General features: G+C 60.3%; 14 protein-coding genes. All 14 read right to left on the bottom strand.

Annotation, left to right across the window (positions count from 1 at the left end):
• Window positions 1-175 precede the first annotated feature (175 nt).
• Window positions 176-1210 carry a 4-hydroxy-2-oxovalerate aldolase gene (dmpG, locus tag MJ606_RS15120; RefSeq protein WP_243050365.1) on the bottom strand — a complete coding sequence of 345 codons (1035 nt, stop codon included), beginning with the start codon at window positions 1208-1210 and terminating at the stop codon, window positions 176-178.
• Window positions 1211-1223: 13 nt separating this feature from the next.
• The gene (locus tag MJ606_RS15115) at window positions 1224-2168 is read right to left on the bottom strand and encodes an acetaldehyde dehydrogenase (acetylating) (protein WP_243050364.1); all 945 of its coding nucleotides are present in this window, start codon (window positions 2166-2168) and stop codon (window positions 1224-1226) included.
• A 10-nt stretch (window positions 2169-2178) separates the two neighbouring features.
• A complete protein-coding gene (locus MJ606_RS15110) occupies window positions 2179-2967 on the bottom strand; it encodes a fumarylacetoacetate hydrolase family protein (protein ID WP_243050363.1) in 789 nt (262 codons plus the stop codon).
• Between the two features lie 10 nt (window positions 2968-2977).
• Window positions 2978-3844, bottom strand: a complete 867-nt coding sequence (locus tag MJ606_RS15105; protein WP_243050362.1) for an alpha/beta fold hydrolase — start codon at window positions 3842-3844, stop codon at window positions 2978-2980.
• 110 nt (window positions 3845-3954) lie between these two features.
• Complete coding sequence (locus tag MJ606_RS15100) at window positions 3955-4581, bottom strand: TetR/AcrR family transcriptional regulator (protein ID WP_243050361.1); 627 nt, start codon at window positions 4579-4581, stop codon at window positions 3955-3957.
• 117 nt (window positions 4582-4698) lie between these two features.
• Window positions 4699-5433 carry a class II aldolase/adducin family protein gene (locus MJ606_RS15095; protein ID WP_243050360.1) on the bottom strand — a complete coding sequence of 245 codons (735 nt, stop codon included), beginning with the start codon at window positions 5431-5433 and terminating at the stop codon, window positions 4699-4701.
• The gene (locus MJ606_RS15090; RefSeq protein WP_243050359.1) at window positions 5430-5768 is read right to left on the bottom strand and encodes a non-heme iron oxygenase ferredoxin subunit; all 339 of its coding nucleotides are present in this window, start codon (window positions 5766-5768) and stop codon (window positions 5430-5432) included. Before MJ606_RS15090 ends, MJ606_RS15095 begins: the two co-directional genes overlap by 4 nt.
• Window positions 5769-5777: 9 nt before the next feature.
• Window positions 5778-6557 (bottom strand): SDR family oxidoreductase, encoded by a 780-nt coding sequence (locus tag MJ606_RS15085; protein WP_243050358.1) that lies wholly within the window; start codon window positions 6555-6557, stop codon window positions 5778-5780.
• Window positions 6554-7489, bottom strand: a complete 936-nt coding sequence (locus MJ606_RS15080; RefSeq protein WP_243050357.1) for a VOC family protein — start codon at window positions 7487-7489, stop codon at window positions 6554-6556. Before MJ606_RS15080 ends, MJ606_RS15085 begins: the two co-directional genes overlap by 4 nt.
• A gap of 17 nt (window positions 7490-7506) precedes the next feature.
• Window positions 7507-8049, bottom strand: a complete 543-nt coding sequence (locus MJ606_RS15075; protein WP_243050356.1) for an aromatic-ring-hydroxylating dioxygenase subunit beta — start codon at window positions 8047-8049, stop codon at window positions 7507-7509.
• 11 nt (window positions 8050-8060) lie between these two features.
• Window positions 8061-9359, bottom strand: a complete 1299-nt coding sequence (locus MJ606_RS15070) for an aromatic ring-hydroxylating dioxygenase subunit alpha (RefSeq protein ID WP_243050355.1) — start codon at window positions 9357-9359, stop codon at window positions 8061-8063.
• Between the two features lie 34 nt (window positions 9360-9393).
• Window positions 9394-10602 carry an FAD-dependent oxidoreductase gene (locus MJ606_RS15065; RefSeq protein ID WP_243050354.1) on the bottom strand — a complete coding sequence of 403 codons (1209 nt, stop codon included), beginning with the start codon at window positions 10600-10602 and terminating at the stop codon, window positions 9394-9396.
• A gap of 187 nt (window positions 10603-10789) precedes the next feature.
• Window positions 10790-12745, bottom strand: coding sequence for a propionate--CoA ligase (prpE, locus tag MJ606_RS15060; protein WP_243050353.1), 1956 nt, complete (start codon window positions 12743-12745; stop codon window positions 10790-10792).
• A gap of 102 nt (window positions 12746-12847) precedes the next feature.
• Window positions 12848-14230: an outer membrane protein transport protein gene (locus tag MJ606_RS15055; protein WP_243050352.1), complete on the bottom strand. Its 1383-nt coding sequence runs from the start codon at window positions 14228-14230 to the stop codon at window positions 12848-12850.
• Window positions 14231-14260: the final 30 nt, after the last annotated feature.

Here is a 14260-nt window from a genome sequence, read left to right as displayed (position 1 = left end):
GTGGATCACCTCCGCACCCTGCGACTGGATGATGCGGCGCATGATGTTGATGGCCGCGTCGTGACCGTCGAACAGGCTCGCGGCGGTGACGAAACGCAACGGCGCGGTTTCTTCCAATTCCCACGGCGCCACGACGGATAACGTATTCAGGGGAACCTCCAAGAGCAAACTCAAGCTAGGCGACGACTTGGTCCCGAGACCTGACCAAGTCCAGGGCGACGTCAACGATCATGTCTTCCTGGCCACCGACCATGCGGCGCTTGCCAAGCTCGACCAGGATGTCGAAGGCGCTGAGTCCATACTTGGATGCGGCCGCTTCGGTGTGGCGCAGGAAGCTCGAATACACGCCGGCGTAACCCAATGCCAGGGTTTCCCTGTCCACGCGCACCGGGCGCTCCTGCAGAGGGCGGACGATGTCCTCGGCAGCATCGATCAGCTTGCGGACATCGCAGCCATGGTTGAGGCCCATGCGGTCTACGGCTGCGACAAACACCTCAAGCGGCGCATTACCAGCCCCTGCCCCCATACCGGTCAAGCTGGCATCGATGCGATCACAGCCGTTCTCCAGCGCTACCATGGAGTTGGCCACACCAAGACTCAGGTTATGGTGGGCATGCATACCCGTCTGAGTGGCTGGCTCCAGTACGTCCTTGAAGGCCTTGAAGCGATCGGCGATGTCGTACATGTTCATGGCACCACCGGAGTCGACCACATACACGCACTGCGCTCCGTAGGCTTCCATCTTTTTGGCCTCGCCTGCCAAGGCTGCCGGCGAAGTCATGTGGCTCATCATCAAGAAGCCCACCGTGTCCATGCCAAGCTTGCGGGCATGTTCGATGTGCTGCCGGGAAATATCGGCTTCGGTACAGTGTGTCGCTATGCGCACCACGCTGGCGCCAGCGCGGTGGGCCGCTTCCAGATCATGGACTGTGCCGATGCCGGGAAGCAACAAGGTCGCAATCTTCGCGTGCTTCACCACACTGGCCACGCGCTCGATCCACTGGAGATCCGTATGCGCGCCAAAGCCGTAATTGAAGGAGGAGCCTTTGAGCCCGTCGCCATGGGCCACCTCGATGCTGTCCACCCCTGCTTCGTCCAAGGCACGGGCAATGCGTTCGGCATGCTCCAGGCTGTACTGATGGCGGATGGCATGCATACCGTCACGCAGGGTGACGTCGGAAACATAGATTTTCTTGTTTCGATCAAACATGGGGCGTTCTCCCTCAGGCCACCGCAAGTTGGCGTTCGGCCATGCGCTCGGCGGTGGCCAATGCCGCACTCGTCATGATGTCCAGATTGCCTGCGTAACTGGGGAGGTAGTGCCCTGCCCCCTCTACTTCGAGAAACACCGATACCTTCAGCCTCGGGACAGACGGTGCGTCGGGTTCTTCCGGCATACGGCCGTTGAATTCGTCGAACTGCACTGCCTGTTTGAGGCGATAACCCGGGACATAGGACTTGACCGTGGCCACCATGTGATCGATCGATTCCACCATCGCCTCGCGGTTCGTGCCGCCGGGAACAAGGCCATAAACCGTGTCACGCATGATCAATGGCGGTTCGGCCGGATTGAGGATGATGATGGCCTTGCCATGCCTGGCACCACCCACGCGGACGATGGCGCTAGCGGTGGTTTCGGTAAACTCGTCGATGTTCGCGCGGGTGCCAGGACCAGCCGATCGGCTGGAGATTGACGCCACGATCTCGGCGTATTCCACCGGCGCCACACGGGCCATCGCCGCCACCATCGGGATGGTGGCCTGGCCACCACAGGTCACCATGTTGACGTTGGGTGAGTCCAGATGCTGGTCGATGTTGACCGCCGGCACCACAAAGGGGCCGATGGCCGCCGGGGTCAGATCGATCACCCGGATGCCATGCGGGCGCAACAGTGCTTCATGACGAGCGTGGGCACCCGCGCTGGTGGCGTCGAACACATATCGGATCGACGGGAAGCTCGGATCCGCCAACAGGCCATCAATGCCCGTGGCAATCGCGGGGACGCCCATACGTTCGGCACGCTTGAGGCCATCGGACTGGGGATCAATGCCCACGAAGGCCCCCATTTTCAGGTGCTTGCCGTAGCGCAGCACCTTGACCATCAAATCAGTGCCGATGTTGCCGGAGCCAATGATGGCTACGGCGCTTTTGTCTTCGTTTGAACTCATGGCACATACCTCACGAAAAGACCGCACGAACCGGAGCGAATCCTTCGATTTGTGCGATATAGGTTTGGCCGGCGCTGACGGCCACCATGGGGCCTAGCGCCCCGGTCAGTACGATGTCGCCGGCGCGCAGCGGTGTTCCCATGCGGACCAAGGTGTTGGCCAACCAGCGTGCGGCGTTCAGGGGATTGCCAAGGCACGCGGCGCCCGTGCCCTCGGAAACCAATTCATCTCCTCGTGTCATGCGCATGGACAAGCCCGCCAGATCAAGCCTGGACAGGCGAACCGGTTGCGTTCCCAGCACAAAGAGGCCCGAGGATGCGTTGTCGGCCACCGTATCCACGAACTGGATGTTCCAGCCTTCGATGCGACTGGCGACAACCTCGATAGCGGCCAAGGCATAGGCCGTTGCATCGATCAGGTCGGCAACGGTGTGATGCTCGTGATGCAGATCGCGCTGGAGTACCAGGGCGATCTCCGCTTCAGCCTTCGGCTGCAACAAACAACTGGTATGAATGGGCTCGCCATCCACCACGGCCATGTCATCCAGCAACGTACCAAAATCTGGTCTATCCACGCCCAACTGCTTTTGCACCGCGGGTGAAGTCAAGCCGATTTTCCGACCAACGACACGCCGCCCCTTCCTAAGTTCGACCTGCACATTGGCCTGTTGGATTTCATAGGCCATTTCGATCTGGTTGGCTTCTCCAAGGTTGGCAAAATGCTCGCGTATGGGCGGGCAAGGCGTGCCCGTCTCCTGCGCCTTTCGCAACATGGATGCAATTTGCGGGATGTCGCTCATGGTCGCCTGCTCAGTCCACCTTGCCGGTCTTGAAGAAGCGGGTGGCCAGATCGTTGAACTCGTCAATGGCCTCGTACTGTGGCCAGTGCGCGGCCTTCCCCTTCATGAAGTACAGGGTGCTACCCGGCACCTTGGCGTGTGCCGCCTTGACCGATTCCGTGTCGTGGATCGGGTTGTCGTGGGTCCACAGGAACAGCGTGCCCGATGGCAGTTTCTCCAGTGGTATCAGGTAATCATCGTGACGCTCGACGATCTCGTTGAGCTTAGGCAATACAGCGCGGCTTTCCGGGCGCAGGTAGACGCTCAGCCGCAGGTCGACCAGTTCCTCGTCTACCAGGTGACGATTGTCTGGGTGCATCAGCCAGTGCATGCGCGCCTGGACGGATTCATAGGTCGGCGTATTGTCGATGTTGCGTCTGTTGAGACCGATGAAGGTCTGCAGATCCTGGCGGCCTTTCTCCGTCATGATCGGAATGCCGCCAGCCGTGTTGAGCATCAGGCGCCCCACGCGATTCGGATTGGTGGCGGCAAAGTGGCCGGAAACCCAGCCACCCAACGATTCACCGGACAGATGCGCCTTCTCGATGCCAAGCGCATCCATCAGCTCGCCCAATTGGGCCGCCAGCAACATCGGGGTGTACTGGATCACCGGCTTGCTGGAGAGCCCGTGCCCAACGTAATCGAACGCGATCACGTGGAAATCCTTGGACAGCGGGATGATGTTCTTGGCATAGGCTTCCAGATGGCCATTGAGGCCATGCTGGAAAATGATCGTCTCGGGATTACCCTTGCCGGCTTCCGCAATGCGGATACGGCCATACGTCTTCGTTTCGACAAAGCGGACTTCAGTACCAAGCAAGTCAAGCCAAAGGCTCATGGTTCATTCCTCGATGAAAAGCGGACACGACAACGCCGTCACCGCAGTGACTGCGGCGACAGGCGTGGTGGGGAATGGGGTATGCCCTGGCGGGCCAGGGACATCGCGCGTCAGACGCGACGGATATTCAGATCCATGAAGGCTCGCGCGATGCGCGCCCACTGTTCGACCGTGAAGCGGGTGTACTCGGGGTCGTCCCGCAGGTACCGGCGCATAATCATCCCGCGATAGATGCTTTGGGTGATGTTGAGCACGGTTCGAGCCTGCTCTTCGAGCAACCCGGATCGAATCAAGGCATCGAGCCAGGCCTTCTCGATCGGTAAACGATGCTTGCGCGACATCGCCCGAACCTTCTGCCGCAGTTCGGGTTCGTGATTGCCCAGGTTCAACAAAGAGACGGCGATCATGAAGTTCGGCCCGAGGTAGAACCTCGCCGAATCCTTCATCAAGGCATCCAGCACGTCGTCCGTCGGCTTGAGGCTGTTGATCAGCTTCGTGCTGGCCTCGCTCGTGGCACCGTACAGGTTCTGCAGAGCAGCCAGCACCAGACTTTCCTTGGTGGGAAAGTGATGCGTTTGCGCACCCTTCGAGACCTTCGCCGCCGACGCCACCTTGTCCACCCGGAATCCGGCGTAGCCCTTCTGCTTCAGTTCGTTGACGGCGGCTTCCAGAATGCGGGCACGGGTTTCCGTACGCCTCTCTGCCTGGGTACGACGTGGTACGGGTGTTTTCGCCATATAGCGTCGAATCGCTGCCAAATCCGGATGTTACAGTACCCCGCCACATCCAGTAACGGCAAGTTGCCACGACAGGCCGCAGCTCTTGCACAGGCCGCATCGGTGTCCACTGCGCACTCATGGCACCTGACCCCAGATGGGATCTGGAAACTGGGCATCCTGGGGCAAGGCCTCGGGATCCGTACCTGCAAGGTAATCCCAGAGACGTTCGAAAACCGCCCCCGAACTGACCTGTCGCAGCGCCACTTCGTTGCGAGTCAGACTCGCAGCACCAAGTTCATGCTCATTGGCCATGGACCGCACTTCACGTTCGACTCGAGCGGCATCTTCCAGACACCAGGCAAAACCAACGGCCAATTCAATACTCGGGGCCGCCGTGACGGCACCATTTGCTCGCAGCACAATGGAGGGCGCGTCCCCCAGCGTAATGGCCAGTTGTTCGGCGAGCGCATCGTCCCGCAGCAGTCGAGGGTCTTCCCATAGCTTGCAGGCGGCATTGAACGCACCAACGCCGTGACGCGGCTTGGGCAGTAGCCGCAACGTGGACAGCGCCACGACGCTGGGCGGAAAGATACGGCATACCCCCCCTATCTCTGCCCGAGCCTTGTAGATCTGCTGGTGGATGCGCACCTCGCCCAGCACACCGGACGGCAGCGGTTCGTGGATGCGAACGACGGTTCCCGGCTCACCGATGGCAATACGCCCCATCGGACGAGCCGCGCAGACCAGGAACGATTCTGCGTCAATGCGGGCACTGCAGTGGCCCCAAGCCTGGACCAGATCATGGCGAGCCAATGCCCGGGCCGCCACACGAACGCGCCGCTGCAGAGATTCGAGATCGGCATCCGTCATGATGCGTCCTCTCCCAGATCCACATAAACGCGCCCGTCTTCGATCTTGACGGGAAAGCAGCGGATAGCGTGCTCGCAAGGCATCGCACAGGGCTCTCCCGTGCGAATATCGAAGCGGCCATAGTGCCAACTGCACTCCACCTCGAAGCCATCGAGGGAGCCATCCTCGGACAGCGAGGCTTCACCGTGGGAACAGACGTCATCGGTCACGAAAAACTGACCGTTGACGTTGTAGATCGCCACGGCATGGCCGCTGGGCAAGGTGCCGCGTCGGATCTCGCCATCGGCGAGGTCCTCGGCCGCGCACAGATCAATGAGTTCAGTCGTGCTGGTCATCATTCGTCCTCAAAGCATCGTGCTTCCGCCGTTGACACTGATCACCTGCCCCGTGACGAACGCGGCTTCGCGCAGCGCAAGGTAGGCCACCATCGAGGCTACTTCGCCGACCTCGCCGGCACGTCCCAACGGGACGGCGTCCACGAACCGCTGGGCGAGTTCGGGGTCGCTTTTCTTGACCCGCACGAATGCCTCCGTATTCACCACGCAGGGGGCTACGGTGTTTACCGTGACACCGTCCCTGGCGAACTCACGCGCCAAGCCGGTGGTGAGACCATGCATGCCGCCTTTGGCCGCGTTGTAACCGGCATGATCGGCCAGGCCATTGCGGACCGAGTCGGCACCGATGTTGATGATCCGACCGTAGCGGGCGGCGATCATCTCCGGCAGGAAAACCCGACTGCACCAGATCGTTGTCCACAGGTTCCGGTCGATGGTGGCCTTCAGCGTCTCGGGCGTGTGCTCTAGGAACGGCAGGATCACGCCACCGCCGGCGCAATTGACCAAGATTTGCGTCGAGCCAAGGTACTTTTGCGTAGCCCGCTGCAACGCCATGGCGCCGCGCTCCCTGGAAAGATCACCCACATGCGTGGCCACGGTCTTGCCATAGGCCTTGGCCAGCTTCTCGCCCGCAGCGTCGAGCTTTTCCTTGTTCACATCGGAAACCATCACCTTCGCGCCTAGGCGAAGAAGACTCTCGGCAATGCCAAGTCCGATGCCATGAGCACCTCCCGTGACAACGGCCACCTGCCCTTCCAGATCTCCGCGCGTATCCGTCGCGACGCTCACTGGACCACCTTCACCCTTGACGGGTGTGCAATCTCGCGCTCGATCGGGCCACTGCGGCCGAACAGACCATCAGGCACCGCACCCCAGGTATCCAGGGATTCGGGGACCGGTTCCATGTAGCGAGGTGGCCGGGCACCGTTCTCGGCAAATTCCTCCATGCCGAAGCTGTATTCGACGGTCATCCCATCCGGATCCAGGAAATAGAAGAACACACTGTCCGACGGTGGATGACGCCCTGGGCCAAACACCACCTTGACGTCATTCTTCTTGACGCGGTAGATCGCTTTGCCGATGTCATCGATGTCCGTCACCATGAAGTTCAGGTGATGGAACTGGCTCTCGCTGCCGGCCAACACGGCAAAGGTGTGATGGAAGGGATTGGGATGGCATCGCATGAACGCCGCTCGGCCTTCGATCATGTCCGAGATGCGGAAACCGAAGTCGTTGACCATCGATTCGCGGCTGGATTCGAATTCGCCGCTGGTAATCACTACATGGCCGATGCGGGCAATCTTGGCCACCGTGGGAACAAACGGTGTGGCCAGGTGCATGGCGCCCACAAACAGCTCAAAAAGCAGGCCGCTATGGCGTTCGCGCACGCGGAAACCGATGCCCTGCTTGAGAAGACTCGCCTCATCCTCGGGCACCCATTGAGGATCCATGCCGCGCTTCTCGAAATGATCGTAGGCCGCAAAAACGTCACTGCGCTGTTCCATCTCGAAGCCGACGCGCTTGAGGCCATGCTCTGACGACTGATACAAGAGCACGTTGTGGTGATCGCGACTGCAGCGAAGGAACGCAATGCCTTCATTTAACCGCACGACATCCAGGCCGAGGATGTCGCGATAGAAGGCGACGGACCTGGCCAGATCGGTCACATTGAGGGCTGCGTAACCCAGTTTCTTGTAGCGGAAAGGCAGGGAGATATCCATCTTGGATCCCTCGTCGGTTACAGGAGGATGCTCACGCGACCGTGCGGGCGGAGCGATTCAAGGTCGAGGAAGCAGCGCTTTTCGACAATGCGAAGCTGCCCATGAAGACGACGCAGGCGATAGTGGGTACTTCCCACATAGACATCCGTGCTGCCGAATTTGATGCGATACGTCACGAAGGCGGCTGCGACCTTGACCTCGTCGGCATTCGCGTCGAGGACGCGGACATTGCTGACCAGATGGCGGGTGTGCGAACGCGGATACTCCGAATGCGCGGTCTTCTTCATCAAGCGCACCACGCGTTCGTGCAAACGTACCGGGTCGTCGGCGATGTAAAACAGGCTGTTGTCGGAACTGGCATCCCGCGGCAGGTCCGTGGATGGCACGTAGTAGCAACCGTCCTCGGTGAAGAGAGTCAGCCATTCGTTCAGCTGCCAGGTATCCAGCAATTCGGCTTCGTGATAGAGCAGGTCCTCGACCTCGGACCTCGTAACGAACTCGGCGAAGTCAGTGGCCTGCGGAATGCGTGAAATGGTTTTTTCGATGGCGACGGCGTTCATGGCAGCCTTCCTCAAGCGACCGACGTGAGGCGGCGCTGGTTCGCCTGCGGCGACGGCGTCCCGCTGATGAATTGGTTCCAGCGCGACCAGAATGCACGCATCTGCAGTTCGTCGTCGTAACTGGGAGATTCCTTGCCCATGCCCTTGGAGATATCGCTCCATGGCACCGACTGGTAGTTGTTGAAGCCGTTCTGGCACGATTCCAACGCTTCCACGTCATCGGGTGTGGCAAAGCCGCCTGGCCCCAGGAATTCCAGGAAGTTGCTGAGACGGAACTTGCGCGCCCACTCGGACTCTTCGTTCGGTGCCAGCGACCAGCCGTTCACGAGCATGTAGTCCGGCGACTGGGGATAAAACGTGCGAACCGTGATGGCCATGATGTCGTTGATGACCAGGTTCGGAAAAATCAGCAAGTTCCGATTCTTGTGGGCCATGCGGTCGGCCATCTCTTCGCCGAACCGCTCCACGAGACGGGCATGGATCTGTTCGATCTCCTTCTTGCCCTTCTCGCCCCACAGTGGAATCCACGAAGCGATCGGGCGTCCCCACGGCGCGGTGTACTCCAGCACGGCATGGCCGTTGCCCAGATCGCGGCTCTTTCCTTCGAGCTTGGTGCTCGACAAGCTGCCATTGGTGTTCTTGAGGTAGTCGAGGTAGCTGGCATGCGTGCTGACGGCGTGGTAACCGTCCACGCTGTTCTCGACCAGGAGTTTCCAGTTGGCGCGGATGGCGTACTCCTGCGAGCCACTGGAAATGCCCATACCGCTTTCGGAGTAGTTCGACACCAGATCCAGGTATTCCTTGGCGCCGGCCAGATAGTCCGGCAGCGGTTCAACCTCCGGGTTGAAGCTGATGAAGCAGAAGCCGGCATAACTGTCGAATTTCGGCACCGGCACGAGGTTGCCAGCGCCACTCGCGGCAAAACCTTCACCGTAACTTTCCTTGCCCGGCTGGCTCTTGAGGTTACCGTCGCAGCCAAACACCCAGCCGTGATAGAAACACTGGAAGTTCTTGGAATTACCCGAACGGTCACGGCAAACGGTCGCACCACGATGCGGGCAGGTGTTGAAGAAGGCATTGATCTTCTTGTCCGTCCCCATCGTCACCAGGATGTTGCGGCGGGCAATCGTGCGGGTCACGAAGTCGCCCGGCTTCTTGAATTCAGATGCATGCCCGACGTACAGCCAGCACTTGTTGAAGATCTGTTCGTACTCGCTGGCAAGCACATTGCCACTGACAAAAGCCTCTCTCGCCACGCGGAACCGGAGGTTCTTCTCGTCGATATCGACCAATTTCGCTTCGTTGCCCATGGATGTTCTCCTCGCAATTCAATCGCGTTGCTATTCAAATGGCACAGTCGCGCAGTGGGGTGACCGGGTCGACCAGTCGTTGGGGATCTACTCGGACGCCCTGCTTGACCCATCGACGGGCCACGGCCATGTCCCTGGGTGAATTGATGGTGGTGCAGCCCGTGACTCGGCGTTCGTCATCAAGGCGGAACACAACGAAAGCGTCCCCATGTTCATCGCCACGAATGAAACGCTTGCCTTGGTTCGCGTTGCCGACCACCTGCAGGTTGATCTTTCCCTGGTCAGACCAGAACCAGATCGGGGACTGGTAAGGAACGTCCTCACCGAGCAGGTTCTTGACCAGGTTCAGCGCATGATCCTGAGCGTTGGCCCACGTCTCGATGCGGCCGTGCCCCTGGCCATGGGGCTGTGAAGCGATATCACCCGTGGCATAGATGCTTCCAATGGGGCTACGGCCATGGCCATCCACGAGCACACCGGCGGTGTCCGTGATACCCAGGTGCTCGAACCCCTGGATATTGGGGGTTACACCAATCCCCACCAGCAGGCTCTGGGCAGGAACGACGCTGCCGTCAGACAGTTTCAGCTGGCCATCCTCGCCGAGTTCGACCGCACTGGCGCCATAGCGGATATCCACGCCGTCGCGACGATGGGCGCGATCCAGATATGCCGACGCGATCTCATCAACGCTGCGCGACATCAGACGCTCGCCTGCCTCGATGACCGTGACGTGGCAACCGGCTGCACGGGCCGCCGCCGCGACCTCAAGACCGATGACACCGCCGCCGATGATCGCCAGCGGCCTGCCCGACCTGATGTCCTCGCGCAGGCGCCGAGCATCTTCCACCGTACGCAGATAGCAGGCGCGACCGGTATGGTCGAATGGCCCCGACAACTGGCGCGGCTTGACGCCCGTGGCGATCACCAAACGGTCGTAACCAACCTTGCGCCCGTCATCGAGTAGCACCTGCCGGCCATCGGCATCCACGCGGGTCAGGCGTGCCCCCAGTTCCAATTGGATGCTCTGCGCCTCGTAATCCTCCTGCGAACGAATCGGACGATGCTCGCCCTTCTCCAGATTCAGCATTTCCTTGGAGAGTTGGGGGCGTTCGTAGGGCAGATGCGCCTCATCGCCAATGACGGTGATCGAGCCATCGAACCCGGCCTTGCGCAGCCCAAAGGCGACCGTTGCGCCCGCCTGACCAGCGCCTGCAATGACAATTCGTTCGACTTGCGTGGACATTCGCCGCCGGTTCCTCTTCTCGCGTGCTGTTGCTTACCGTCCATAATCAATACATACAAACCGACTGTTCGGTCTATATGTTGCATCTTCCTGCCCACCAGGCAAGCGTGTCAACATGAAAAAACCCTTGTTTTACGATGCATTGCAACAAGATGGCGCATTACACCGCATCGTGCGGGCTGGCCAATCAACTCCCGGCATCGGGGCCGCGACGCAGCGCGCCGCGCACCTCTTCGAGTGAATTGGGATCATCCAACGTGGACAGGTCGCCCGGGTCCTTCTCCATGACCAGCGCCTGCAGCGAACGACGAAGCAACTTGCCGGAACGTGTCTTGGGCAAGGCATTGACGATGTAGACCCTGGCCGGCCGCGCCAGCGCGCCCAACCGATTCTCGACGCTCTGCCGCATCGCATTGGCTGCGTTGGTGCGCGCGCCCTGCTCCGCCGTCGCCCCGCGCAAGGTGGCAAATACGACAGGAACTTGTCCCTTGATCTCGTCGGGCACACCAATCACTGCCGCTTCAGCCACGTCACTGCACTCGGCGACCGATTCCTCGATCTCGCGTGTTCCCAGGCGATGGCCAGCCACGTTGATGACGTCATCGGTCCGACCGAGGATGAAGGTATACCCCCCCTCATCCTGGATGGCCCAGTCCAGGGAGCTATACACGCATTCCCTGAAATGCTGGAAGTAACTGGTGATGTATCGTTTGTCATCACGCCAAATGGTCGTCATGAAGCCGGGAGGCAACGGTAACTCGAATACCAGCACGCCCTTCTGGCCGGGCTTCACGCGCTGTCCCGTATGCTCGTCCACGACCTTCATCTTGTAGCCAAGATTGGGGAACCCGGGCGAACCGAATTTCACCGGTCTCATCTCCAGGCCCGGCTGAAGCGTAATCGCAGGCCACCCTGTTTCGGTTTGCCAATAGTTGTCGATAACCGGCTTGCCCAGTGCCTGGGCAATCCACTCGGCAGTGGGTTCATCCAGCGGTTCGCCAGCGAGAAAGAGGTACTTCAGCTGGCTCAGGTCGTGCCGATGGATAAAGTCCGGGTCGGATTTCTTGAGCACCCGGATGGCGGTCGGCGACGAAAACATCGTACGCACACCGTACTTGGCGCACAGCGACCACCAGATACCGGCATCCGGGCAGATCGGCAAACCCTCATAGAGCAATGACGTCGCGCCCAGCAGCAACGGCCCATAGACGTTGTACGAATGCCCGACGGCCCAACCCACATCCGAGGTGGAAAACATGACCTGGCCGGGAGCGATGTCGAACACCGTTTCCATCGAGAGCGCCAAGGCCACGGCATAGCCCCCGACATCGCGCTGCACGCCCTTGGGTCTTCCTGTCGTGCCGGAGGTATAGAGAAGGTAGCTGGGCTCATTGGACTCCAGCCACTCCACGGGCACCCGGGCATCGGCCAGCCTGTCACGCATCGCCCAATAGTCGTGGTCCCGGCCAGGCATCCAAGCCAAATCCGGATCCAGTCCACGCGACACCACCAGCACGTTCCGCGGTGGTGCCATCGATTCCTCGATGGCTTTGTCCACCAGCGGCTTGTAGGGAATGACCTTGCCCCCGCGCATGCCCGCATCGGCCGTGATCAACAGCTTGGGCTCGGCATCATCAATGCGCACGGCCAGATTGTGTGCGGCGAAGCCACCAAAGACGACCGAGTGGATGGCTCCGATCCTCGCACAAGCAAGCATGGCGAAGGCCGCTTCGGCGACATTGGGCATGTAGATGATCACGCGGTCACCCTTGCCCACTTCCAGATGGGTCAGGATGGCCGCGAAACGATTCACCTCATCATGAAGCTCCCGGTAGGTGATCTCACGGGTCGTATTCGTTTCCGTCGAGATGGCCACCAGTGCCAGTTGATCCCCGCGATCCGTTACGTGACGATCCACCGCGTTGTAGCAGAGGTTGGTTAGGCCACCGACGAACCAGCGCCGAAAGGGCGGATGGGAGGCATCGAGGACGACGGCGGGTGGCACCTGCCAATAAATGCGACCGATCTGATCGGCCCAGAAGAGCTCAGGCTCGCGGATGGATCGATCATAGGTTTCCGCATAGGAAGACAAGACATCCCCTTTGGAGCCAGCGGAAACTGTTGCGTGGATGGCACTACTCATGTCCATGCCCGGTGCTTCCGTCGATCGACGATCAACCATCTCGCACCTTCGAAATCAAGGTGATCCTGGGCACTGCCGTATCCAATCGCCATGCCTTTCATGTCAGAAGTGCCCGGTATAGGTGATGGCGGCCACGGTTTGCCCATGTCGCTCCACCACCGGCACGGCGGTGTCAGGCAAACTGCTGTTGTAATCCGTCTTGCGAAAACCATAGGCAATCGCGAAATCGACGGAACTGCCATGGCCGAAGGCATAGGCAACGCCACCGGTCACGTTGGTGGTCGGCGTGGAAGGAATGAGCGCCAGAGTGCCGGAGCCCGGTGCGGCCTCCTGGGCATAGTGGAAACCACCACGGAAGGTCCAGTGCGCGTCGTAACGGTACTCCGTGCCCAGCGCAAACACATTGGTGTCGCGGTAGTTGAGCGGGAAAGCCAGACCCAGCGTGCCGCCCGTACCGCCCTGAACAAAGGCCACGTCGATGTCCTTCAACACACTGCGCCAGAACACACGCTGGTAGTCGAAGGCCACGCTGAATTGGTCCGTGAACCGATGGCTGGCGCCCGCCGTTATCTGCGCCGGCATTTCAAAGTGACGCAAGGCCACTTCGCCAGCGAGTGGAATGTTGCCGACCAAGGCACTGACGGCCGTCAGGTTGGCACCACCCGTCAGATCCCCCACATGGGTCTTGAAGTTATAGGACAGACCCAGCAAGGTTTCGGGCTCGACCTGGTAGGTCAGACCCACGCGTCCGCCAAGGCCCCAGGATTCAGCCTTGCCGCCGGCGATCTGGTTGTTGTTGAAGTCGAGATAACCACCCGAGAGCTCTGGAATGCTCAGGAGCGTAGGCACCAATGATCCCTTCAGCCGCCCCTGCTCGGCAAAACTGCCAAGCTGCGTGGTATCGAGAAGCAGCCCCAGGTTCACGCCGGTCCATACCGCATCCAGCGATGCACCCACGGACAACTTGTCGGTCACCTGATAAGCCACCGAAAGCGGGATGCGCAGGACCAACAGGCGTGAATAGTCGCGAAGGCCCGTATCCAAGTTATTCACGAGTGTATGCGAGAGAAAGCTGTCGGCGCTGAACTGGGTCCCCACGCCATCGGATGCGAAGGCACCGATACCCACGGCGTAGCGGCCTTGGCGCCACACATACGCAATTTCCGGGGCATAGTACGGGCCGTTGTTCCGCCCCATGGTGTGTGAGTCGGCCACTTCTCCTGTCAACCTGTTCTGGATGTCGTAATCGGCCGTGACGATATCCATGCCGACGTCGAAGCGACTGCCCTCGGGCATCAGCAAGAGCGTGGCGGGATTGGTCACCATCGCGCCCGGGCCAATGTCGTAGGCCACGCCGATGCCACCCATCGCTTCCGAGACCGGCCCATGTCCGATCAAATTGAAGGCGTCCGTGGCACCGACCGCGCCGGCCCAAAGTGCCATCATGGAACATCCGGAAATCTTTGCCAGGTAGTTCAATTTCATGATCTCCCCTCCGGTGCTGCCGACATGAAG

The sequence above is a fragment of the Dyella sp. RRB7 genome, from assembly GCF_022761115.1.
Taxonomy (GTDB): domain Bacteria; phylum Pseudomonadota; class Gammaproteobacteria; order Xanthomonadales; family Rhodanobacteraceae; genus Dyella.
This window is presented reverse-complemented; position numbering and strand designations above follow the sequence as displayed.